Source organism: Methylobacterium sp. E-065 (assembly GCF_022829605.1).
In the GTDB taxonomy this organism is placed as follows: Bacteria; Pseudomonadota; Alphaproteobacteria; order Rhizobiales; family Beijerinckiaceae; genus Methylobacterium.
In genome coordinates this window covers 38,689-60,158 of the sequence record NZ_JAKSYD010000039.1, presented here as the reverse complement: position 1 = coordinate 60,158, position 21,470 = coordinate 38,689, and the positions used below count along the sequence as shown (strand labels likewise).

22 protein-coding genes are annotated in these 21,470 nt (G+C 69.8%); 6 read left to right on the top strand and 16 right to left on the bottom strand.

Features of this window, described 5'->3' with window-relative positions:
• Positions 1–141 precede the first annotated feature (141 nt).
• Entirely contained in the window at positions 142–738 is a 597-nt protein-coding gene (locus MKK84_RS02905) for a hypothetical protein (protein ID WP_243916532.1), read from the top strand.
• A gap of 31 nt (positions 739–769) precedes the next feature.
• On the opposite strand, the gene MKK84_RS02900 is transcribed toward MKK84_RS02905, so the two are convergent.
• The 4 genes from MKK84_RS02900 to MKK84_RS02885 form a co-directional block, all read right to left on the bottom strand.
• Entirely contained in the window at positions 770–1,906 is a 1,137-nt protein-coding gene (locus MKK84_RS02900) for a glycosyltransferase (RefSeq protein WP_243916531.1), read from the bottom strand.
• Between the two features lie 67 nt (positions 1,907–1,973).
• Entirely contained in the window at positions 1,974–2,732 is a 759-nt protein-coding gene (locus MKK84_RS02895; protein ID WP_243916530.1) for a lysophospholipid acyltransferase family protein, read from the bottom strand.
• A gap of 230 nt (positions 2,733–2,962) precedes the next feature.
• Positions 2,963–4,492, bottom strand: coding sequence for a phytoene desaturase family protein (locus tag MKK84_RS02890; RefSeq protein WP_243916529.1), 1,530 nt, complete (start codon positions 4,490–4,492; stop codon positions 2,963–2,965).
• Positions 4,493–4,589: 97 nt separating this feature from the next.
• Positions 4,590–5,435 (bottom strand): type 1 glutamine amidotransferase, encoded by an 846-nt coding sequence (locus tag MKK84_RS02885; protein WP_243916528.1) that lies wholly within the window; start codon positions 5,433–5,435, stop codon positions 4,590–4,592.
• A 294-nt stretch (positions 5,436–5,729) separates the two neighbouring features.
• On the opposite strand from MKK84_RS02885, the gene MKK84_RS02880 reads away from it, so the two are divergent.
• Both MKK84_RS02880 and MKK84_RS02875 read left to right on the top strand, forming a co-directional pair.
• A complete protein-coding gene (locus MKK84_RS02880; protein WP_243916527.1) occupies positions 5,730–6,035 on the top strand; it encodes a hypothetical protein in 306 nt (101 codons plus the stop codon).
• Positions 6,036–6,082: 47 nt separating this feature from the next.
• On the top strand, positions 6,083–6,562 hold the full coding sequence (locus tag MKK84_RS02875) for a cache domain-containing protein (RefSeq protein WP_243916526.1): 480 nt from the start codon (positions 6,083–6,085) through the stop codon (positions 6,560–6,562).
• A gap of 10 nt (positions 6,563–6,572) precedes the next feature.
• Here the strand turns inward: MKK84_RS02875 and MKK84_RS02870 are convergent, their stop codons facing one another.
• The 5 genes from MKK84_RS02870 to MKK84_RS02850 form a co-directional block, all read right to left on the bottom strand.
• Positions 6,573–7,781 carry an ABC transporter permease gene (locus tag MKK84_RS02870; RefSeq protein WP_243916525.1) on the bottom strand — a complete coding sequence of 403 codons (1,209 nt, stop codon included), beginning with the start codon at positions 7,779–7,781 and terminating at the stop codon, positions 6,573–6,575.
• Positions 7,778–8,767, bottom strand: a complete 990-nt coding sequence (locus MKK84_RS02865) for an ABC transporter ATP-binding protein (RefSeq protein WP_409566432.1) — start codon at positions 8,765–8,767, stop codon at positions 7,778–7,780. The genes MKK84_RS02870 and MKK84_RS02865 overlap by 4 nt, the downstream gene beginning before the upstream one ends.
• 95 nt (positions 8,768–8,862) lie before the next feature.
• The gene (locus MKK84_RS02860; RefSeq protein ID WP_409566431.1) at positions 8,863–9,324 is read right to left on the bottom strand and encodes a DUF2141 domain-containing protein; all 462 of its coding nucleotides are present in this window, start codon (positions 9,322–9,324) and stop codon (positions 8,863–8,865) included.
• A complete protein-coding gene (gene crtI, locus MKK84_RS02855) occupies positions 9,321–10,910 on the bottom strand; it encodes a phytoene desaturase family protein (protein ID WP_243916523.1) in 1,590 nt (529 codons plus the stop codon). The genes MKK84_RS02860 and crtI overlap by 4 nt, the downstream gene beginning before the upstream one ends.
• Positions 10,911–11,170: 260 nt before the next feature.
• Positions 11,171–12,385: a YbfB/YjiJ family MFS transporter gene (locus MKK84_RS02850; protein WP_243916522.1), complete on the bottom strand. Its 1,215-nt coding sequence runs from the start codon at positions 12,383–12,385 to the stop codon at positions 11,171–11,173.
• Between the two features lie 74 nt (positions 12,386–12,459).
• On the opposite strand from MKK84_RS02850, the gene MKK84_RS02845 reads away from it, so the two are divergent.
• Complete coding sequence (locus MKK84_RS02845) at positions 12,460–13,335, top strand: LysR family transcriptional regulator (protein WP_243916521.1); 876 nt, start codon at positions 12,460–12,462, stop codon at positions 13,333–13,335.
• 220 nt (positions 13,336–13,555) lie between these two features.
• Here MKK84_RS02845 and MKK84_RS02840 read toward each other — a convergent pair whose 3' ends face one another.
• The 5 genes from MKK84_RS02840 to croR all read right to left on the bottom strand — a co-directional run bounded on the left by MKK84_RS02840 (position 13,556) and on the right by croR (position 17,802).
• Complete coding sequence (locus MKK84_RS02840; protein ID WP_279599329.1) at positions 13,556–14,866, bottom strand: pilus assembly protein TadG-related protein; 1,311 nt, start codon at positions 14,864–14,866, stop codon at positions 13,556–13,558.
• A gap of 190 nt (positions 14,867–15,056) precedes the next feature.
• A complete protein-coding gene (locus MKK84_RS02835) occupies positions 15,057–15,668 on the bottom strand; it encodes a TadE/TadG family type IV pilus assembly protein (RefSeq protein ID WP_243916519.1) in 612 nt (203 codons plus the stop codon).
• The gene (locus MKK84_RS02830; RefSeq protein WP_243916518.1) at positions 15,668–16,258 is read right to left on the bottom strand and encodes a TadE/TadG family type IV pilus assembly protein; all 591 of its coding nucleotides are present in this window, start codon (positions 16,256–16,258) and stop codon (positions 15,668–15,670) included. The genes MKK84_RS02835 and MKK84_RS02830 overlap by 1 nt, the downstream gene beginning before the upstream one ends.
• A gap of 238 nt (positions 16,259–16,496) precedes the next feature.
• Positions 16,497–17,327: a TrmH family RNA methyltransferase gene (locus tag MKK84_RS02825; RefSeq protein ID WP_243916517.1), complete on the bottom strand. Its 831-nt coding sequence runs from the start codon at positions 17,325–17,327 to the stop codon at positions 16,497–16,499.
• 1 nt (position 17,328) lies between these two features.
• Complete coding sequence (gene croR, locus MKK84_RS02820) at positions 17,329–17,802, bottom strand: 3-hydroxybutyryl-CoA dehydratase (RefSeq protein ID WP_243916516.1); 474 nt, start codon at positions 17,800–17,802, stop codon at positions 17,329–17,331.
• Positions 17,803–17,987: 185 nt separating this feature from the next.
• Between croR and MKK84_RS02815 the strand changes: the two genes are divergently transcribed.
• Both MKK84_RS02815 and MKK84_RS02810 read left to right on the top strand, forming a co-directional pair.
• A complete protein-coding gene (locus MKK84_RS02815; protein ID WP_243916515.1) occupies positions 17,988–18,593 on the top strand; it encodes a cation transporter in 606 nt (201 codons plus the stop codon).
• A gap of 8 nt (positions 18,594–18,601) precedes the next feature.
• Complete coding sequence (locus MKK84_RS02810; RefSeq protein WP_243916514.1) at positions 18,602–19,450, top strand: metallophosphoesterase; 849 nt, start codon at positions 18,602–18,604, stop codon at positions 19,448–19,450.
• Here the strand turns inward: MKK84_RS02810 and MKK84_RS02805 are convergent.
• Both MKK84_RS02805 and MKK84_RS02800 read right to left on the bottom strand, forming a co-directional pair.
• Positions 19,428–19,694 carry a TM2 domain-containing protein gene (locus MKK84_RS02805; RefSeq protein ID WP_243916513.1) on the bottom strand — a complete coding sequence of 89 codons (267 nt, stop codon included), beginning with the start codon at positions 19,692–19,694 and terminating at the stop codon, positions 19,428–19,430. The genes MKK84_RS02810 and MKK84_RS02805 overlap by 23 nt on opposite strands.
• A gap of 96 nt (positions 19,695–19,790) precedes the next feature.
• Entirely contained in the window at positions 19,791–21,236 is a 1,446-nt protein-coding gene (locus MKK84_RS02800) for a homospermidine synthase (protein WP_243916512.1), read from the bottom strand.
• Positions 21,237–21,470: the final 234 nt, after the last annotated feature.

Genomic DNA, 21,470 nt, shown 5'->3' with positions numbered 1-21,470 from the left:
TACCGGAGCCGGTGCGGCGCTCGCGCGCACCCGTCCGAGTCCCTGGAGCTGATCGCGTTGTCAGGCGCAGGGTCGCGGTCGCATCGCCGGCGGCGGTTGACTGAGCGCGCTTCACGGCTGGCCGAATTAGGGCAAACAACGATGGCGTCATCGAACTGCAGAGCGCGCGTCGCAGCCCTCCTGATCTCGGTCCTCGCGGGCAGCGGAGACGCTCAGGCGGCTGGCGATACGCCCGCGCTGACCGTCGCGCCGGCGCCATCCGGGCCGGCGGGCCTCGCGACGGCCGATCCACCCGCCCTGCGGTACGGCGTGCTCTACGCCGATGCCGAAGGGCGCAGCCACGTCCAGTATTGCGATCTCAAGAACTTCGCCTTCAAGAGTTACGCGCCGCCCGCACCGCCGCAATATGTCGGCGCGCCGCCCGGCGACGTGGCGTCGATCGCCTACGCGGTGCTTCCGGTCGGCTATGTCGGGCCGTGGCACGCGGCGCCCGGCCCGCAATGGGTCGTCACCCTGTCGGGCCGCTGGTCGGTGGAGGCCACGGACGGCACGGTAATGGAGCAGGGGCCCGGCGAGATTCAGTTCAACGCCGATTCGGGTTCGAAACCGCAGGGGCCGGATGGCCGGGCCGGTCACCTGACCCGGCAGGTCGGCGACGTGCCGACCGTGCAGCTCATCGTTTCGGTGAAGCCGCAGACGCAGGGGCGCGGCACCGAGCCGTGCCAGCCTGCGCCGTGAACGCTTTCGGCAAGCCTTGGATCGGGCTGCCTTAGACTCCGTTGACCGGGTAGCTGCGGCCCTTCCAGGTGGCGGTGCCGGCCCGCTCGCGGCGCAGCAGCACGTTCCACTGGATCGCCAGCGCTACCGCGACCGCGGCCGGGTGGAGCGCGATCGTCGCCAGAGGCGCCCGGACCGCCAGGGTGATGGCCGTCCGCGTCGCCAGCGAGAGGGCGAGCGAAGCGGCGGCAGCAATCAGGGCGGCGGTCGGTATCAGGCCGAGCAGGCCGGCCAGGACGAGGAGCGGCGGCAGGACCTGTCCGCCCCCGAGCAGCAGGGTCCAGACCGGCAGGGCGCGGGGCGTCGCCATGCCCTCGTGGGCGTTCTTCGAGAAGCCCGCCCAGGCCTGCGCGAAGCCATCATACATCCGGCAGGTGGCCAGCGACGCGGCGGCGACGAGATCCGTCCGGTGGCCGGCCGCGCGAAACAGGCGCGGCAAGCGGACGCCGTCGTGCAGCGAGGTGCGGATCGCGCCGTGGCCGCCCGTGGCCGCGTAGGCCTTGGCCTCCATCAGGATGAGCTGCCCGCAGGCCGCGCCGAGCGACGGATCTGTCATGCGGCGCATCATCGGCACCGGCAGGTAGCCCAAGAGCAAAAAATCGATCATCGGCACGGTCAGCATCTCGCCGGGCGTGCCCAAATCCTGCCGCGGCACGCCGCTGATCAGGGCCGCGCCGGTGCGGCGGGCCTGCGCCGCCAGGGATGCGGCGGCATCCGGCGCGAGCCGCACGTCGGCATCGATGAACAGGAGATGCCGCCCGCGCGCGAGGCCGGCCATGTGGAAGCAGGCGTGGTTCTTGCCGGTCCAGCCCTCGGGCAGCGCCGGCACGGCGACGAGGCGCAGGCGCGGATCGTCGATGGATCGGACGATCTCCGGGGTCGCATCGGTGGAATGGTCGTCGCCGACGATCACCTCCACGGTCACCGTCGTGCTGGCCAAAGCCGCGCGGACGGTGGCGGCGATGTTGCCGGCCTCGTTGCGCGCCGGGATCAGGATCGAGACGAGATCGGGATCCGCCTCCGGCTGCAGCCGGCGCAGGACCGCGAGATTCACCGCCGCCAGCACCGCCGGGAGGAGCGCCAGGGCGAGACCGAGGAGAGCCAGGGCCGTCAGGATCGAATCGGTCATGGTCCGTGCCGAAGATGGATCCCGCCCGGCCCCTGCATCGCATGGGTGCGGGATGGAGTCGAAGCCCTCACGCGGCGCGGTCCTGTCCGTCCGCGGCGCGGTGGGCCGGATCGAAGCGGCGGCCGGAGAGCCGGGCCGCAAGGCTTCGCCAGAGGTCGTACACGCCGCCGACGCCCTTGCGGCCCGAGATCAGGGCGCGGAAGCGCGCCGGCTCCCGGCTGATCACGTCGGCGCTGAGCCGGTCCAGGGTCGCGGTCAGGTCGGCTTCCAGCCGGGCGAGGCGCTGCGGCCGGGGCAGGGCGGCGAGGTCGGCTGCCGGGATCCCGGCACCGAACGCCGTGAAGGCGCCCGCGCCGCGCTCGTCCCAGAAGGCGTATTCGACGGCCATCGGCACGAACAGGGCATCGGGCGCGAGTTCGGCGAGGCGGGCCACACCGGGCCGTAGCGCCAGGGGCCGCCCGCGGGCGTCGGCGAAGCGGCCCTGCGCGGTGATCCAGAGCATCCCGTCGGGCGCAGCCAGGATCGTCCGGGCGGCCGCCAGGAACTGCGCGGCGCCCCGGGGACTGTCGAGATCGACCCCGAAGGCGCCGATCCGCTCGAAGATCCGATAGCGCGCCAGCATCGCGGCGTCGAACGGCGCGCGGCTCGGCCGCTCCGGATAGAGGCGCCCGGCCAGCACGATGATCAGGGCCGCGTCCCACCACGCGGGATGGTTGCAATAGACCACGATCGGCCCTGCGTGGCCGCGGTCCGGGGGTGTGCTCCAGAGCGGTATCCGCAACGCGTCGAGATGGCGGTGGAGATAGCGTTCGAACCACGCCACCATGAAGCGGCGGATCGCGGGGGAGACCTTGGGAAGCGCGGCTCTCCCTCCCCCCTTTGCGGGGGAGGGTACCCTGCGCAGCAGGGGGGGAGAGGGGAGCGCGTTTTCCGGAAGAGATGCGACCGGCATGAGGGGCTGAGCCCTGTTCTGCACCGTCGCTCCCCTCTCCCGACCCTCGCTGACGCGAGGGCCACCCTCCTCCGCAGAGGGGGGAGGGAAGGACCTGGAGTCTGTCACGCCGTGGCGCGCAGGACGCCGCGCGCGTCCTGATCGTGCGCGTCGGCGGCGATCCAGCCGGACATCATCACCATCGGCATGCCCGGTCCCGGATGGGCAGCGCCGCCCGCGAGGTAGAGCCCGCGAACCTGCCGCGAGCGGTTGCCCGGCTTGAACGCCCCCATCACCCGCCCGTGCGAGGCCAGCCCGTAGATCGCGCCGTTCAGCACCCGGTAGCGCTCGTGGATGTCCTGCGGCGTCAGGTGGCGCTCGACCACGATGCGCTCCTCAAGATCCGGCATGTTGGCGGTGCGCTTGAGCTTGTCGAGGATCGTCCGGCGGTAGTTCTGGAACAGCGGACCGTCCGGGCGCCAATCGTGGTGCGGGCGCAGATACGGCGTGTGCACGAGGACGTAGAGCGCCTCGCCGCCCTCCGGCGCCACGCTCGGATCGGTGGAGGAGGGGGCGGCCAGATAGGCGGTCGGGTCCGGGGCCGGCTCACCCTTGTTGTAGATGTAGTCGAACTCCTCCTCCGGATCGCGGGAGAAGACGAAATCGTGGTGGTTCAGGTGCTCGTAGCGCTTGTTCAGGCCTAGATAGAGCACCACGCCCGAGCAGGCCGGCTCGGGGTTCTTCTTGGCGTAAGCCTTGGCAGCATCACCGCCGACGAGTTCGCGGTAGGTGCGCACCGAATCCATGTTGGAGATCACCGCGTCGAACGGCGTGACGCCCGCGGCGGTGCGTATTCCGCGGACCGCGCCGTTGGCGGTCTCGATGCCGGTCACTTCGGTGTCGGTCTTGCAGGTGGCGCCGAGTTCCTGGGCGAGCTTCGCCAACCCCTCGGCGACGGCGCGGGTGCCGCCCATCGGGTACCAGACCCCGTCGGCCGTCTGCATGTGCGCGATGGCGCAGAGCACCGCCGGCGCACCGTAGGGCGAGGAGCCGACATACTGCACGAAGTGGTCGAGCATCTGCGCGAGCCGGGCATCCTTGACCTTGCCGCGGATCGTCGAGGCCACGGAGGCGTGCATGCGCAGGGAGAGGACGTCGCGCAGCGTCCCGGGGTTCATGTTGGCGCGGATGTTGATCGTGTCGAACAGGTCCTCGACCGGCTTCCAGAAGAAGAAACGTTCCGAAACCCCGTGCAGATGCTCCGAGATGGAGAGGAATTTTTTATAACCTTCGCCGCTGCCGGGGGCGAAGCGCTCCATGTCGCCGGCCATCCGCGCGATGTCCTGCATCAGGTCGATCTGGCTGCCGTCGTCGAAGAAGCAGCGCCATTGCGGGTCGAGTCGGCGCAAATCCATGTAGTCGTGAACCGAGCGGCCGGCCTCGGCGAAAATCCGCTCCAGCACCCGGGGTACGGTCAGGATGGTCGGGCCCATGTCGAAGCGGAAGCCGCCCTCGTACAGCACCGCCGCCTTGCCGCCCAGCCAGCCGTTCTTGTCGTAGACCGTCACGCGGTGGCCCCGTGCGGCGGCGACGCACGCGGCCGCGAGTCCGCCGAGCCCGCTGCCGATGACGGCGACCGTAGAATCCTGGGTCATCCTGATGGGTCGCTCCCGAGGCCGTGAGGCGGCCCGCTCCAGCGAAGCTAGACCCACGACCGGGCGGGTCAACGCGCCACCCGGTCGCGGCGCGGGTCTATCGGTCCACGCTTGTGGACAGACGGGCCAGGAAGTTCCCGATTTCCCGGCGGCGCAACTCCGCGTCCAGAACCTCCGGGCCGATCCCATGGCGCCAGGCGAGGCGGCGGGCCGCCTCCGCGTCCGATCCATCGAGGCCGGCAATCTCGTCGGCATAGGCGGCCACCGCCCCGGTATCCTCCGCGAAGCCGGCCTCCACGAGGGCCGTGTCGCAGAGGCGCAGCATCGCGGCGAGTTCGTCGAGGTCGAGTTCCGGATGGTACTGCGTCCCCCAGAACCAGCCGGTGCCGTGGCGGATCTCGATCGCCTGGATGCCCAGCATCGGATTGCCGGCGAGCACGCGGGCACCCGGCGGCGGCTGCAGCACCGCGTCCGAGTGGACCGCCGGGGCGTCCCAGGCGGCTGGGCGGCCGGCGAGCAGCGGATGGGTCCGGCCCTCCTCGGTCGGTGTGATCGACCGGGCGAAACCGTATTCGGGGCCGCGCGGGTTCTCGGCGGCCTTGCCACCAGCCACCGTGGCGGCGACCTGGACGCCCCAGCATGAACCGAAGATCGGCCGGCCCGCCTCCAGGGCCGCGCGCATCAGATCGAGCTGCCGGGTCACCTCGGGCGTGCCCTCGGAGACCTTGAGGGTCGATCCGGTGAAGATCAGGCCGTCGAAATCCTCGAGCCCGGCCGGCAGGTTCGCGTCTGCATCGGCTGGGCTGACGAAACGGCAGGTTGTCCCGGGGGCGAGCGCCCGTACCACGGCGGCGTAGGACTCGGCCGAGGTCCGGCCCGTGGCGGCGACGTGCCGGCCGCGGGCCGCACGATCGTTGCCGTCGGCGATGAGCAGGCGGAGCATGGATTCTTCTCGTCAGGCGGGACCGGACCGTGACCGATCACGCCGGCCGTGTCCGCGCGCCCCTGGTCGCAGGGCCGGCGCGGATCGTCACGCCCCTGGTTTCCGGGCCGGACGCGCGACTGGCTGGCCGACCGAGCGCCGGCAATCGCGCCGTCCGATGCGGTCGCGGGGCGCGCACGAAACGGTGATCGGTACGGAAGCGCGATACACCCCAAACGGATGATGCTTTCCGGCCAACCACAACAGTATTCAGGATGGGTTTAATACTGAGATGCGATCAGCAGGGAGTTCGAGATGCCAGATCTCGCTGAGATGGAGCTGTATTGTCTGGAGTCGCGGGGGCTGATCGCCCGGGCCGAGGATGCCGTGCAGCGCCTCGTAGAGGACGACGCCTGCGAGGGTCATCGCCTGATCGCCGCGCAGGGGCTCACGGCGATGCGACACCTCCACCGGATCATCGAGCTGCACCGCAACCGCCTCGCCTTCGAGGCCCTGCCCAATGCCGTTGGCCAGACGGTCCCGCCCCCACGGCGCAGGTGGTTGGCCACCCTGCGACAACGCCTGACACCCGGCGGTCCCGCCCTGGAGACACGGGCCTGACCGGCCGTGGGATCGAAAGCCGGAAGGTGCTTCGGTGAGGTGAGGCCATGGCGAGAGCCCTGCTGATCTGGCCGGTGCTGCTCCTGCTCGGCGTGACGCTGCCCGCGTCCGGGACGCGCACGCCGCCGGTCTTCCATCAGGCCGTGGAGATCGAGAAGCTCGTCAACCGGGCGGCAGAGTTCGTGGAGGAGCGCGGCCCCGCCGCCTTCACCGAGTTCCGGCGGAAGGGCAGCGGATGGCGCTACGGGGATGTCTACTTGTTCGTCGTCGACATGCGGGGCGTCGTGCTGTTCAACGCCGCTTATCCGAACCGCGAGGGACGGGACCTGCTCCACGAGCGCGATGCCGATGGGAAGCAATTCCATCAGGACTTCATCGAGACCGTCAGCCGGTTCGGCTCGGGCTGGGTCGATTACATGTTCCCGAGGCCGGGGCAGGCGGTGCCCACCGTGAAATGGAGCTACGTCTGCGAGACCCACGTCGCGGGCACGGGGGCGCTGATCGGGGCCGGCGTCTACGTCGAATAGCGTCGTCCGCTCAGGCCGTGCGTCTGGCCACCAGCGTGAGGGCAAGCCCGAGCCCGCCGAGCGCCAGGCCCCCCAGAACGGCCAGCGCCGGAGCGGCGACGGCGAACCCCTCACTCAACGCGTTCTGATAGGCATCGATCGCCCAGGCGTTGGGGGTGAGCCAGCCGGCCTGCTGGAGCCAGGGCGGCATCAGGAAGCGCGGCACCATCGAGCCGCCCACCGCCGAGAGCAGCAGCACGCCGAAGGTCGAGGCGAGATGCGCCTGTTGGCGACTCGCCGCGAGGGCGCAGGCGGCGAGCGCCAGCCCCGCCGCCATGGCCGAGACCAGCAGGCAGGTCGCCAGGAAGGCCGGCCAGTGCGGGCCGATCTCCACCCCGTAGAGGAGCGCGGCGGCCAGGAAGATCAGCCCCGCCTGCACGACGCCCTGAAGCGTCAGGAAGCCGAACTTGCCGAGCACTACCACCGGAAGCCCGCCTGGACCGGCCATCAGCCGCTCGGCGAGGCCGGTCTCGCGCTCCTCGACCAGCGACATCGCTCCCTGCATGGCGGCAAACAGCAGGAACACTGCGGTGATCGCCCCCGCATAGTAGCTGATCCGGGCGTTCGCCGTGCCCACGGCGGTGCTGCGCCGCTCGACCAGATTGGCGAAGCTGAACGGCTCCTTCTTGGCCCGCTGCTCGGCGAAGGCCTCGTCCAGGAAGCGGCGTTCGTCCGGGCCGATCTTGCCGCTGCGCTCCACGTCGGCAACGATCCGCGACAGGACCACGTCGGGCAAGGCCGCGTTCAGCACGCGCTGGAGCTGACCGAGCGCGATCGGCGTCGCCAGGGCCTTGGCGGGATTCTCCACCAGCACCACCGGCTGGTCGGCCGGGCCGGGCGCGCTCCCCGTGGGAGCCGCGATCAGGTCGCCCCGCAGGGCGAGCGCCACATCGACCTCGCCCGAGCGCACCGCCTCGGCGACGCCCGCGAGGTCCGTCACGGGCAGGCGCGTCACCCGCAGGGACGGATCGGCCGCCAGCGCGTCGGTGAGGCGCCGCGTGGCGGTGGTCTGTGCGAGGTCGGCGAGCCCGACATGAATGCGGATCCGGTCGCCGGTCGCCCCGGAGAAGATCGCCGCGAAAATCGAGAACATCACGGTCGGCAGCACGAAGGCCATGACCAGCGCGGCGCGGTCGCGCAGCAGGCTGAGCGCCATCACGCGGAACGCGGCGCCGATCATCGGGCCATCCCCGCCCGCAGGGTGGTGGTCCCGCTGTCGTTCGCCTCGCGGGGCCGAAGGGCGTCGAGGTAGAGCGCTTCCAGCCGCGGAGCGCGCACCCGGACCTCGGCCACCGGTATGCCCTGGGCCCGCAGGGCTCCGAGCAGGGCGGCTCCGTCGAGCCCGGAGCGCTCGACGGAGCGCCAGACGAGGCCATCCGGTTCGGCGGCCGCAAAGCCGGCCCGGCGCAGGGACGCGGCTGCGGCTGCGTCCGCCGGGACCGTCAGACTCAGCTCCCGCTCGGGCGCGCCCGTGCGCAGCTGCGCGAGCAGATCGGCGAGGCGGCCCGCGCGCACGATCCGGCCCTGCGCCAGGAACGCGACCTGTGAGGCCAGACGCTCGGCTTCCGCAAAATCGTGGGTGGCGATCAGGATCGCGGTGCCGGCCGCCTTCAGCCGGTCGAGAACGGCGTGGATCGCCGCACGGGCGGCGAGGTCGACACCGCTCGTCGGCTCATCGAGCAGGACCAGACTGGGTCGGTTCATCAGGCTCGCGGCGATGTTGACCCGGCGTCGGTAGCCCCCCGACAGGGTCCCCACCGGGCGCCGCGCGACCTCGGCGATGTCGGCCATCGCCAGCGCGGCCTCCACGGCCGCCTTCCGGTCGCGCCGGGCGACACCCGCGAGCTGGCCGAACACGCCGAGATTCTCGGCGACCGTCAGCTTCGGATAGAGGGCGATCTCCTGCGGGACCCAGCCGATGGCGCGGCGGGCGCTGCCCGCGCGATACGGATCCGCGCCACCGACCCGCACGGAGCCCGCGCTCGGGTCGAGCCGGCCCGCCACGAGGCGCATCAGGGAGGACTTGCCGGCCCCGTTCGGGCCGAGGAGCGCCAGGGTCCCGCCGGCTTCGAGGTCGAGATCGACGCGTTCCAGGACCCGCCGCCCGCCGAGGTCGAGACCGACGCCCGCGATCCGGACCAGAGCCGTGCCCGACTGCGTTGCGATCGGGCCCGGCTCTGGTCCCTTGTCGTGATGCGCTCTCTTGCGCCGAACCGGTATCCACTTCGGCGCAGAGCGCTCCTGGGGATCGCCCATCCGCGTCAGCGCCGCGGCAGGGCGCGTGCGAGGCGCACGCGAATGGAGCCGCCCGGCTCCCGAAGGCTGAAGGCCGCCTCGGCGAAGTCCGGCCGCGCCCGGCGTCCGGCGACGCCTGAGAATCCGTAGGGTTCGAGCGGCAGGCCGAGCCCGGTGCGGTCGAGGCGGCCGTTGCTGTTTGCGTCCTGGTAGGCCGCCACCGCGTAGGTCCCGGTCGGCACACCCTGGAAGGTGAACTGGAGCCGGTCGGCGGAGGCCGAGGCCTCGTCACCCCGGGCGCAGGCGGCCTCCGCGAGGCTCCCCTGGCACAGGGCGACCCGCACCGGGCCGCCGCCGGGCTCGATCCCGTCGATCACGACCTGCACGGTCGCGGCCGTCGCCGGCACGGTGGCACAGAGCGTGCCCGCGACCACGAGCCCGGGCAGACCGTGCCGTCGACCGGGCCTCCGACCCCTCGGCCGGCTCACGAGGCCTCGTGGGAGGTGGCCAGCGGTGCGGTCTCGGGGATGCCGGCGGAGGCGGCCGCGCGGGCACCGGCCAGTTCCTCGATCAGCAGACGGGCCGAGATGCGGGCGCCCTCGTAGATCACCGGCAGGCCGGAGCCCGGATGGGTGCCGCCCCCCACGATGTAGAGCCCCGGCCCGAAGCGGTTGTGCGGACGGAAATACAGCATCTGCATCAGGTCGTGCGCGAGGTTGAAGGTGGCGCCCTCGTGGACGGCGAAATCCTCCTCCCACTGGGTCGGGTCGATGATCCGCTCGTAGCGGATCCGGGCTTCGAGATCCTCGATTCCGAGGAGCTTCAGCCGCTCCATGATCAGGGCGCGGTAGCTTTCCCGCTGGGCAGCCCAGTCGATCCCGGACTTGAGGTTCGGCACCGGCACGAGCACGTAGAGTGCAGTCTGTCCGGGGGGCGCCATGCCGCCGTCGGTGTAGCCGGCATGCTGCACGTAGAGCGAGGGCTGCATCGGCAGCGTGCCCTCGGTGATCTCGCGGATATTCTTCTCGTAGCCCTCGGCGAGCAGGATCGTGTGATGCCCCAGGCTCTCGGGCATTTTTCCCTCGATGCCGAGGTAGAGCATGAAGGTCGAGCAGGAGAGCCGCGCCTTCTGGATCTTGGCGTCGCGCCAGCGCGGGCGATGCCGCTCCGGCACCAAGGCTCGCACCACCTTGGCGAAGTCGCCGTTGATCAGCACCGCGTCGGCGTTGAAGGTCTCGCCGTCCGCAACGACGCCGTTGGCGCGCTTGCCGTCGAACAGCACCCGCTCGACGTTGGTGTTGAGCCGAAGGTCGACGCCCATGCGACCGGCCAGACCCGCCATCGCGTCGGAGACCGCGCCGCAGCCGCCGACCGGGTGGTAGACCCCGTGCTCGTATTCGAGGAACGACAGGATCGTGAACAGGCTCGGGCACCGGAACGGCGACATGCCGAGATATTTGGTCTGGAACGAGAAGGCGAGGCGCACCCGCGGATCGGCGAAGTAGCGCTTCAGGTCGCGGTCGACGCTCCGGCCGGGGTGGAGGTAGGGCAGGGCGGCCAGCATCGCCGGGCTCGCGAGGCTGCGCAGGGTGTGAAAGGCCTGCTGCAGGATCGGCTTGAAGTATTCGAGCTTGGTCCGGTTCTCGGTGAAGAACGCCTGCACGTTCTTGGCGTCGTCCGGCGCGAGGCGGGCGATCTCCTGCTCCATGCGGGCGATGTCGCCGGTCGCCCGGATCGTCCCCGAGATCCCGCTCTCGCCCTCGAACACGAGGTGGTATTGCGGATCGAGCCGTTCGAGCTTGACGTGGTCCTCCAGCCGCTCGCCGCAGCTGGCGAAGATGTCGGCCAGGATCTGGGGATAGAGGAAGAAGGTCGGTCCGATATCGAACTTGTAGCCGCCCGGCGCCGACACCGTCTTGGTGCGGCCGCCGACCTGGCTGTCCTTCTCGAACAGCGTCACGTGGATCCCGGCCCGCGCCAAAAGCAGGGCGGAGGCCAAGCCCCCCGGACCGGCGCCGACCACGGCTACCCGGCGACCGGTCAGCGCCCGCAACCCATTCCCAGACTGAAGCAACGCCGCCGACTCCCTGTCGATTCCCCCGCACGCCCAATGGTCAAGCTAGGCCATCTGGCGCGCGCGGCAATTGCTGCCGTTTGTCGCGCGCAGACTGACGCGGTCGATCGTACCGGGACAACCTTACCGGGTGTTCTTCGTGTCGACATCCGCTGAACTGGGGCGATCGGTTAGGGGGCTTCAGGACGGGGCATGGCTCTCAGCCTTGTTGTGACGTGTCCTCTTGCGCCGAACCGGTGCCCACTTCGGCAGCGAGGGCTTCAAAAAGCAGGCCGCTCGGACAGCCACAGCCACAAGGCCGTCAGGATCAGCAGCAGCGTGGCAACCGCTCCGGTCCAGCCCAGCGCGTCCCAACCGCCCCAGCGACCGGAGCCGAGGGCGCGCACCAGCAGCGGGCCGGCGATTTGCCCGGCCGCGAAGGCGGCGGTCATGCGGGCCAGGAGCGGCGTCGGATTGTCGGGCCGCGCCGCGCGGGCCAATTGCAGGCCCGCCATGGTGGCGACCATGAAGGTGCCGCCCACGAGAATGGCCGACACCGCGATGGCCGGCAGGGTCTGGACGAACAGGGGCAGGGCTGTGCCGAGCGCCATGACGCCCTGCGCCAGTGCCCAGATCCGCTGGCGGGAGCCATGGGGCAGGAAGCGCGCCACCGCGGCCACCGAGAGCGCGGCCGCGAGGCCGAACAGCGGCCATGTCAGCCCGAAGACCAGGGGATCGGGCGCCAGCGCTCGCGCCATGGAGGGCAGGAAGGTCGCCGGGACGATGTAGCCGAACCCGAAGGTCCCGTAGCAGACCACGAGGGAGAACTGCCGGCTCCGGGGCATCGGCGCGGCGGATGCGGCCTCCGGTTCGGTGATCTCGGCCGTCTGCGTGTCGGCTCTGGAGGATGGCGCGGAGGATTGCGCCCAGACGAAAAGCGCGCCGGCGCCGGCAATGACGCCCAGTTCGAGCCAGAGCCACTGCGCCGGCTGGCGTCCGCCGAGCCACGTCAGCAGGCCGGCCAGGGCGATCCCGAGCCCGACGCCTGTGTAGATCCAGGCCCCGGCCTGACCGGCCCGTCGCCGGGCGAGTTCGGCCAGGCACCAGCCGCTCGCGCAGACCAGCGCCCAGGCGCTGAACACCCCGGCTGCGCCGCGCAGTGCAAGGCCGAGCAGCGCGACCGTATCGGCGTCGATCGCCGCCATGGCGAAGGTCGTCAGCGCCACGCCGAGCAGGCTCAGCAGCAACCCGCGTCGCGGATCGCCCGCGAACCATGCGGCGGTCAGCGCGCCGAGGAAGTAGCCGACGTAATTGGCCGCCGCCCATTCTGCGCCGGCGACTGGGCTCAGGGTGCCGTCGCGGACCATCAGCGGCAGGAGCGGCGTGAAGGCGAACCGGCCGATCCCCATGGCGACCGCCAGGGCGACGAGGCCGGCCCCGACGATCGGCCCGATCGTGGGTTGTGGTCGGGCGGCGGTTGGCTGCGTCGTGCTCATCGAGTCGGTTGAACACGGCTCTCATCGTGTTGGAAAATGAATTTTTGTGACCTATCGTTCTCGCCATGAGAACAATGGATCTCGACGATCTGGATATCTTCCGCAGCGTGGTGCGCGAGGGCGGGGTGACGCGGGCTGCCGCGCACCTGCACCGGGTGCCCTCCAACGTGACCACCCGGATCAAGCAGTTCGAGGAGCGCCTGGGCGTCGCGCTGTTCCGCCGCCAGGGACGCAGCCTCGCGCTGACGGAGGCCGGGCGGACCCTGCTGGGCCATGCCGAAAAGCTGCTGCAGATGGCCGATCAGGCCGAGCAGGATCTGCGCGGCGGGGCCGTGCGCGGCGTGCTCCGGCTCGGCTCCCTGGAAAGCGCGGCCGGCGCCCGGCTGCCGCCGATCCTGTCGGCCTTCTACGCGCGGTATCCGGATGTCGCGATCGAATTGCAGACCGGCACGACCCGCGCACTGCTGCGTCAGCTCAGCGGTTTCGAGATCGAGGCGGCCTTCGTCTCGGAGCCGTTCGAGCGTCGAAGCCTCTCCTCGGTTCATGTCTTCGACGAGGATCTCGTGCTGATCACCGGCAAGGGCGCGACCACGATCCGCGAGGCGGTCGCGCTGGGCGGACGCACCGTCGTGGCCTTCCCGCACGGGTGCTCCTACCGCGCCCGCCTCGTCGCGTGGCTGGACGGGGAGGGTGCGTCGCCCGAGCGGGTGCTGGAGATGAATTCCTACCACGCCATCGTGGCCTGCGTGGCGGCGGGGACGGGGGCGGCCATCGTGCCGAGCGAGATGCTCGACTATGCCGTTCTGAGCGATACGGTGCAGCGCCATCCGCTGCCCGAGCGCCTGCGCCGCAATCGCACGCATCTCGTCTGGACCGGGGAGGCGAGCGCCCCGCTGCAGGCGCTCATGGCGTTGCTCCCGAAGCCGGCCGTCGATGCCCGGGCGGCGTGACACGGCGGCGGTCTCAGCTGTCTACAGGGTCGGTAGACAAAGCGCTGGCCCATCTCGGCGCATGCCTTCCCTGTCGAGCGTGCGTGAAATCTGAGATCCATCCACGGGTGGACGCCGGCAGTGCGGCGACGAGCATCCCCCCATGCGTCGTCTCTTTGATACTGCAGAAAGCCACAGCCGCGTCGCGGGCACGACGAACCGTGCTCGCCGCACGAGCGCGTCAATTGCTCAGTCTGACGGAGGCCACGGCGGTCGAGAACAGCTGGAGCATGGCGGCCGTGATGTCGCCGCCGGAGGCGACGGGGTAATACAGGCCGTCCGACGCGCAGGCCTTGAGCATCGGTCCGATCTGGTTCTCGTACGGCTTGACGTTGGATACATAAAATGGATTGTCGTAGATCGGAAGATATTGCGTGTAGATGATCCCGATGCGGACGTTGTTGTTCTTCAGCGCGTTGCAGGTCGACGGACTGAATGGGCCGATGAAGCGATTGCTGGCGATCTGAAACCCGGCGTTCTGGTTGGTGACGGTGCCGCCGGTATCCTCGACACCGTCGGTGACGAAGAACAGGAACCGGATTGGCGACGCCGATGTGACGCCTGTCCCACTGGCCGGGATTGTCGCGTTCATCTTCGCAATGGCGCGCTCGAAGTCGGTCTGATTGTCGGTCTGAATGCGATACGCGTAGGCGATGTCGATGTTGGCAGCTGCTGTCTTGATCTGGTTCAGGGCCGGCGTCATGGCCTGCAACCGCGTCTGCGTCGCGGAATCGTTGAAGGTCCACATCTCCATCTGGAACTGCTGACTCAGCGTCATGCTGGCGTTGGCTTGATCGACCAGCGCCGAGACCGAATCTCGCAGGACCTGAATGCGTAGTTTGATGTTGTTCTTCTGCGCGACGTGATAGTAGTCGTTCGGATTTTCACCGGTTACATTGCCCTGGCTGTCGTAGGTGTGCTCGTGGCAAGCGAATGCGCAACGGTCGGGCGTCGCGTTCTTCATGTTGTTGACGTCGGTGTCGGTTGCCGCAAGTCCCATTGACGGGGAATTGTCGAGCAGCAGGTAAAAATTGATGTATTGGAACAGATTGCGGGTACTGGACGAAGTTGCGCCGATGTTCATCGACGTAACCTTCATCATCGAGGCCAGACTGGTCTTCACGGTGCCCGTGTAGCTTGCCGTCAGGCTCAGGGTCGAGGCTCCGCTGACCGGCGTTCCGGGCGTGAAGGAGGTGATGGTCACGCCGGGGACTTTGGCGGCCTCATTCCGGAACTGCGTCTCCATGTTCTGGAGATTGGTTTGCGTGATGGTGTTGGTCTTCTGGGACATGACCGCGAGGACGGCCCCGTCGAGCGCTGCGTCGAGCCGTGCCTTGGCGGCGTTCCGACGGCCGTAATCGATGGCGGCGGCCGAGGCGAACAGGATCGGCATCGCCATGAGGGCGAGGGTGATCGCCACCTGGCCGGAGCGCGCCCGCCGGTAATCCGTCAGGCGCACGCGAAGGGAGCGGATGGCGCGGCCAGGAAACAACGACACGATATCCTCGCGCGGTCGGGCGCTCTGCCGGTGGATCTGGTGGCGTCCGGCGGGAGCGCGATGGAACACAGGTCGGAACAGGGACGGTGCCGGGCCCGACCGTCGCGATCGGGGGTTGGCGTCCGGTTATTGGTCCTGCCGCAGCGCGTCCCGAAAACGGGAGCCCCCGTCGCGCGATGAGGCTCTAGAAGGTCGGGCAGGCCACGCCGCCCGGCATGACGATCTCGTTGATGGTCCGCTGCGACCATGGGATCTGCCGGGTGAAGGTCAGGCCGCGCGGACCGAAGATCCAACGGTAGAGGGCGCTGCCGATGATCGGCGTGTAGGCCATCGACACCTCCGCCAGGATGTAGCGGGCCCCGTCGAACTGATAGGCGGCCGGCGTAGCCGGCAAGCCGTTCGTCCCGTTGATCTGCTGGGCGGGGCGCTGGGTCGCGTTCTGGGGCCAGCTGGAGCACACGCCGCCGTAGAGTGTGCCGTAGACCGACTCGACGCCCATGGCGTTGACGACGATCTGGAGGCCCGAGGCGTCCAGCGGCCGGAGGATCGCGGTCGCCGCGCCGGCGATCGTCGTCATGTCGGCGGCGGAAGGTTTCGGGTTGTCGGCGCGTCCCGAGAGGTCGGCGAGCGTGCGGGCGAACAAGGTCAGCTTGCGGTTCGCATCCAGGACGCGGGTCAACTCCACGGTGCCGAAGTAGATGGCGATCAGCACCGGGAGAACCAGGGCGAACTCGACCGCGGCGATGCCCCGTCCGTCGGCCCGGAAGCGTTTCAGGGTCTGCGAGAGGGCGGTCATCAGGAGCAGACCGACTGGGTGGTGTAGGGCTCGATCTTGAACACCGTTGCGGCCTGGAGCACGCGCCGCTTGTTCGGCAGGTTTGCCGTCGCCGCGCCGAGGAACGGGAAGAAGACCGGGATGTCGACGGCCGCCTGAACCACCATGATCGAGGACGCTCCACCGCAGGTGTAGCTCTGGAAATTCGGGTTCCAGTCGCTGACGCCATTGCCGGTGGAGGCGACGGGCGAGACCGTCGTGGCTCCGGCGTAGCTGGCGGCCGGCGTGATGCTGACGCGGACGTTGGCGCAGTTGAAGATCGTCACCCGTGGGGCGCCGTTCGGCTGTGTGCAGATCGCGGTCCGGAATCGGCTCAGCAGCGTCGCCGCGTCGGTCGTGCCGGCATTCGCGGTCTGGAACGAGCCCGTATAGATCTGGCGCCCGGCCTCGACGACGGCCTGCTGGATGATCTCCTGCTCCCAGGCGACGATCCCGTTCTCGAGACAGGCGCCGGCCATGGCGAGGAACGGCAGCGCGACGAGCCCGAACTCGACCGCCGTTGCACCGCTCTGCTCACGCCACAGCCGTGAGACCGGATTCGGCAGCCTCAACCAATGGCGCGCGACAGAACTTGATGATCTCACGGTCCGACCCGCCAGGTTGCGGTACTACGGCCGGGTAGACCATGGAAATCTTACGTTTTTGCCTATGCGGTCCCGGAAAATAGGGCGGCAGATCGATAGTGTTCTATTCTATGGTTGTATCGGAGAAGAAATTTCAACCGAAGATATCAATCGCGCGCTGAACGGGCTGGAACTGTGATCCCGGGCGTGGCGTCCGCGCTGGAACTTATCGCTCGACGTCGAGACGCCCCTGGCCGCACGCGATCTTGTGAAGGGCAATTCCTGCCGCGGTGGCGACGTTGAGGGAATCGAAGCCCGCCGCCATCGGGATGCGGACCGGCCGCGCCTGTGCGAGGATCGCCGTATCGAGCCCCGGCCCCTCCGTGCCGAGGATCAGGAGCGCCCGCTTGGGTGCTGCGTGCTGCTCCAGGGTCTCGGTTGCGCCCGGGCTGAGCGCCAGCGGCTGGAGGTCGAGCGCTTCGGCGAGCTGCAGCCAGTCCTGGCCCGCCGCGAGCTGCGCGAAGGGCTGGATCAGGGCGGCGCCGGCCGAGACCCGGATGCTCTTGCGATAGAGCGGATCGCAGCTCGCGGCGTCGAGGACCACGGCATCCGCCCCGAAGGCGGCGGCGTTGCGGAAGGCGGCACCGACATTGTCGTGGTTGGTCAGGCCCGCGAGGCCGAGCACCAGGGCCGGCGCGGGCGCGGGTGGCACGAGCGCCGCCGCGTCGGGCGCCGCACCGCGCAGGCCGACCGCCAGCACCCCGCGGTGGATCGGGAATCCCGCCACGGCGCTCATCACGGCTCGGCTGGCGAGGAAAACCGGCGGGGGCGCAGGGCATGCCGCCACGGCCTCCGTGAGGCCCGGCCACCGTTCCGGCAGGAGCAGGATCGATTCGGCGCGGAAGCGGCTGCGTCCGCCGAGCAGCAGCCGCAGGGTCACCTCGCCCTCGGCGATGAAGCGCCCGGCGCGGCCCACGAGGTCGCGCTCGCGCATGCGGGTGTAGGGTTCGAGGCGCGGATCGTCCGGATCGGTGATCGTCTCCGGAACCGGCTCCACCTCAGCCCTGCTGTCGCTCGATGCGGATGGCGAGCGGGTCGGCCTCGGCCTTGGTCGGGACCTTCACCAGCGCCTCGCCGTCGAGCACCGTCTCCCCCGCCACCGAGCACTGGCAGGCGAGCCGTGCGCGCCGCCGCTCGGGCATCAGCTCGGCGACCGTCACGGTCACCTCCACGACGTCGCCGATGCGCACCGGCGCGCGGAAGTTCAGGGTCTGCGAGATGTAGACCGCGCCCGGGCCCGGCAGGCGGGTGCCGAGCACCGCCGAGATCAGCCCGGCGGTGTAGAGGCCGTGGGCGATCCGGGTGCCGAAGGGCGTGCGGGCGGCGAAGTGCTCGGACAGGTGGATCGGGTTGCGGTCGCCGGTGATCTCCGCGAAGCCGACCACGTCCGAGGACGCGATGGTCTTCGACAGGGTCTCCGACAGCCCGACCTCGAGATCCTCGAAATAGAGCACGCGCAATTCGGGCAGCATGGCTCGGCAGACCTCCGCTTCCGGCCTGCGACGCCTTGCGCGCCCGGCCCTCTGCTGGCCTCGCACGATCGCGGCATCGAATCCACCCGGACAAAGGCGTAAGAGCCTCGAACTTTCTTGAGGCGCGGGCAGGGTTTTCTCAACAGCCCTCGACAGGTGCGCCGTACTCGGCGAAGACGCGCCCCGTGATTGCCGATGATGCCGCCCAACCCGCGCCGCCCGCCCTCCGCCCCGTCGTCGCCCGCGTGGCGGCGCTGAACCTCGGCTATTTCGGGATCGAGATCGCGGTTGCGCTCGCCATCGGCTCGGTGGCGCTGATCGCCGACAGCCTCGATTTCCTGGAAGACGCCGCGATCAACCTGCTGATCTTCGCGGGCCTCGGCTGGAGCGCGCGCAACCGCGCCCGCCTCGGCACCACCATGGCGGGCATCCTGCTCCTGCCGGCGCTGGCAGGCGCCTGGGCGGCCTATGGGAAGATCTCGGATTTCGTGGCCCCGGCCGCCCTGCCGCTGACCCTTGCCGGGCTCGGGGCGCTCGCCGTGAACCTGACCTGCGCCGTCATGCTCGCCCGGCACCGGACCGGCTCGGGCAGCCTGACCCAGGCGGCCTATCTCTCGGCCCGCAACGATGCCTTCGCCAACCTCGCCATCATCGCGGCCGGGCTGGTGACCGCCCTCTATCCTTCGCCCTGGCCGGATCTCGTCGTGGCTGGGGGGATCGCGATCCTCAACGCCGATTCCGCCGCCGACATCCTCAAGGCTGCGGCGGCCGAGCGCCGGGCGGCCCGGTAATCATCACCATGCGCATCTATCCGATCTCGGACCTCCACCTCGAACGGCGCCGCCTCGACCTGATCCCGCCGCCGAGCGAGCCGTTCGACCTGCTCGCCTGCCCGGGCGATCTCTACGAGGGGCATCCCGAGCGCGGCTTGGCGGGTCTGCTGCACCTCGCGCAGGGGCGGCCCATCGTGCTGGTCCCGGGCAACCACGAGCGCTACGCGCCGACCGGCGACGGGCGCACCGCGCCGGAATTGCTGGCAGCCCTGGAGTCGGAGGTCGCGCGGCTGAACGGCCTCGGCGCCCGGATCCACCTGCTGCAGCGGGCGCAGGCCTGCACCATCGACGGTGTGCGCTTCGTCGGCGCGACCCTGTGGAGCGACTGGACGCTGGCCGGGCGCTGGCTCGACGCCGAGACGCCCGGGCGCCCGGAGGATCCGATCGCCTACGCGGCCGCGCGCATGACCGACCCGGTCACCGGGTCGCGGGAATATCTGGGCTCGATCCGGAAGGCCGACGGCAGCCCCTGGCAGCCCGCGGACGCGATGGCCGAGCACCAAGCCGAGCGGGCGGCCCTGCACGCCGCGCTCTGGATCCCGCATGACGGCCCCACCGTGGTGATCACCCACCATCCGGCGAGCCCGCGTGCGGCCGATCGCTACCGGGACGAGCCCGGCGTCCCCTGGTGGGTGCCGGCCTTCTACGCCTCCACGGCGCTCGACGACCTCGCCGATGCCGAGCGGCCGGATCTCTGGATCTCCGGGCATTTCCATGCGGGCCACGACCTCGCGGTCGGGCGCTGCCGCTGGGTTTCGAACCCGGTGGAGGGGGCGACCTACCGGCCGGACTTCACGGTCTCTGCGGGGACATAGCGTTCCGATCCCGAGCCAAATCCCAGGCCGGATCGTCCAGTGCCGCACAGCTCGGCCGCTTCAGGCCGGTAAGGAAGCAGTTCAGGACGATCTGAAGGATCGCGCCGCCGACACGGCCGAGATAAAAGCGATGGTCTGAGAAGAAACCGAAGAAGAACCAAAGGATTAAGGCGCGAAGCATGCTCGGCCCTTCATGAGCGATGCGCTGCTCGATCAGGATCTTCTCTTGGATCGTCGATGCCATCTGTCCCGTTCCCTGACTTGTACGGTCGAGCTTGGGACAGGGTGGTGCCGAAGGCAAGCGTGGGCCGGCGGATGCGCACCGCCGGCCCGGATGCCATCAGCCGTGGACCAGCACGTTCCGGAACTGCCACGGATCGCTGGTGTCGATGTCCTCCGGGAACAGGCCCGGGCGGTCGGTGAGCGGCGTCCAGTCCGTGTACACGCCCACGACCGGGCCAAGATACGGGGTCTGGACCTCCAAGCAGCGGCGGAAATCCATCTCGTCGGCCTCGACGATGCCGGCTTCGGGGTTCTCCAGCGCCCAGACCATGCCGGCGAGAACCGCCGAGGTCACCTGCAGGCCGGTGGCGTTCTGGTAGGGGGCAATCCGGCGGGTCTCCTCGATGGAGAGCTGCGAGCCGTACCAGTAGGCGTTCTTCTTGTGGCCGTAGACCAGCACGCCCAGCTCGTCGATGCCGTCGACGATCTCGGTCTCGTCGAGGATGTGGTGCTGCTCCTGCACCTTGGCGGCCTTGCCGAACATCTCGTGGAGCGACAGCACCGCGTCGTCGGCCGGGTGGTAGGCGTAGTGGCAAGTCGGCCGGAACACCGCCTGCTCACCCGCGCGCACCGTGTAGTAGTCGGCGATCGAGACCGCCTCGTTGTGGGTCACGAGGAAGCCGAACTGCGAGCCGGCGGTCGGCACCCAGGTGCGCACCCGCGTGTCGGCGCCCGGCTGCAGCAGATAGATCGCGCAGCGCGAGCCCTTCTCCTGCTCGCGGGCATTGTCGGGCTTCCAGGTCTCGTGCGTGCCCCAGCCGAGCTCGGCCGGCTGGTTGCCCTCGGAGACGAAGCCCTCGACCGACCACGTGTTGACGAAGACGCCGCGCGGCTTCGGGTTCTTGGCGCGCTGGGTGTCGCGCTCGGCGATGTGGACGCCCTTCACGCCCAGATCCTTCATCAGGCCGGCCCATTCGGCCTTGGACTTGGGCTCCGGCCGCTGCAGGCCGGTATCCTGGGCGATGTTCAGGAGCGCCTGCTTGACGAACCACGAGACCATGCCGGGATTTGCGCCGCAGCACGAGACCGCGGTGGGCCCGCCGGGCTTCTGGGTGCGGGCGTCGAGGATGTCCTGGCGGAGCGCGTAGTTGGTGCGGTCGCCCTGGCTCTTCGACTTGTCGAAGTAGAAGCCCGGCCAGGGCTCGGCCACCGTGTCGATGTAGAGGGCGCCGAGCTCGCGGCAGAGCTCCAGGATGGCGCGCGACGAGGTGTCGACCGACAGGTTCACGCAGAAGCCCTGGCCGCCGCCCTCGGTGAGGAGCGGGGTGAGGACCTCGCGATAGTTCTCAGGCGTCAGCGCCACCTTCTGGAAGCGCAGGCCGTGCTTCTCGGCGAGCGCCCGGTGGGTGTCGACCGGGTCGATCACCGTGAAGCGGGCCTTGTCGTACTCGAAATGGCGCTCGATCAGGGGCAGGGTGCCCCGGCCGATCGAGCCGAAGCCGATCATCACGATGGGGCCGCTGATGCGGCCATGGATCGGGTGACGGGACGGCTGATCGGTCATACGGAAAATCCTCGGATCTGGCGGACGCGGCGGGCGTCCGCGCGGTCTGGCCAGCGGGCGGGTTATGGCGCGCATGTGACACTGCGGCGACAGGTCCACGCTTGCGCTGCGGCGCGACCGGTGGGGCCAGCGCCGAAAGCCGCTCAATGGCGTCTCGCCTGGGTCCGGTCAACCATCCGCTGCATCAAGACGTAAACGCAACGTTGACGTGTTGGCTCGTTGCCATGAGCCTTA

Excerpts from the sequence above, each read along its gene's own strand:
- MKK84_RS02880 (WP_243916527.1), top strand. The coding sequence starts at position 5,730 with ATGCCAGATCTCGCTGAGATGGAGCTGTATTGTCTGGAGTCGCGGGGG.
- MKK84_RS02895 (WP_243916530.1), bottom strand. The coding sequence starts at position 2,732 with ATGGTGGCGTGGTTCGAACGCTATCTCCACCGCCATCTCGACGCGTTG.
- MKK84_RS02900 (WP_243916531.1), bottom strand. The coding sequence starts at position 1,906 with ATGACCGATTCGATCCTGACGGCCCTGGCTCTCCTCGGTCTCGCCCTG.
- MKK84_RS02890 (WP_243916529.1), bottom strand. The coding sequence starts at position 4,492 with ATGACCCAGGATTCTACGGTCGCCGTCATCGGCAGCGGGCTCGGCGGA.
- MKK84_RS02800 (WP_243916512.1), bottom strand. The coding sequence starts at position 21,236 with ATGACCGATCAGCCGTCCCGTCACCCGATCCATGGCCGCATCAGCGGC.
- MKK84_RS02885 (WP_243916528.1), bottom strand. The coding sequence starts at position 5,435 with ATGCTCCGCCTGCTCATCGCCGACGGCAACGATCGTGCGGCCCGCGGC.
- MKK84_RS02805 (WP_243916513.1), bottom strand. The coding sequence starts at position 19,694 with ATGGCATCGACGATCCAAGAGAAGATCCTGATCGAGCAGCGCATCGCT.
- MKK84_RS02905 (WP_243916532.1), top strand. The coding sequence starts at position 142 with ATGGCGTCATCGAACTGCAGAGCGCGCGTCGCAGCCCTCCTGATCTCG.
- croR (WP_243916516.1), bottom strand. The coding sequence starts at position 17,802 with ATGCTGCCCGAATTGCGCGTGCTCTATTTCGAGGATCTCGAGGTCGGG.
- MKK84_RS02870 (WP_243916525.1), bottom strand. The coding sequence starts at position 7,781 with ATGATCGGCGCCGCGTTCCGCGTGATGGCGCTCAGCCTGCTGCGCGAC.
- MKK84_RS02835 (WP_243916519.1), bottom strand. The coding sequence starts at position 15,668 with ATGACCGCCCTCTCGCAGACCCTGAAACGCTTCCGGGCCGACGGACGG.
- MKK84_RS02850 (WP_243916522.1), bottom strand. The coding sequence starts at position 12,385 with ATGAGCACGACGCAGCCAACCGCCGCCCGACCACAACCCACGATCGGG.
- MKK84_RS02810 (WP_243916514.1), top strand. The coding sequence starts at position 18,602 with ATGCGCATCTATCCGATCTCGGACCTCCACCTCGAACGGCGCCGCCTC.
- MKK84_RS02845 (WP_243916521.1), top strand. The coding sequence starts at position 12,460 with ATGGATCTCGACGATCTGGATATCTTCCGCAGCGTGGTGCGCGAGGGC.
- MKK84_RS02875 (WP_243916526.1), top strand. The coding sequence starts at position 6,083 with ATGGCGAGAGCCCTGCTGATCTGGCCGGTGCTGCTCCTGCTCGGCGTG.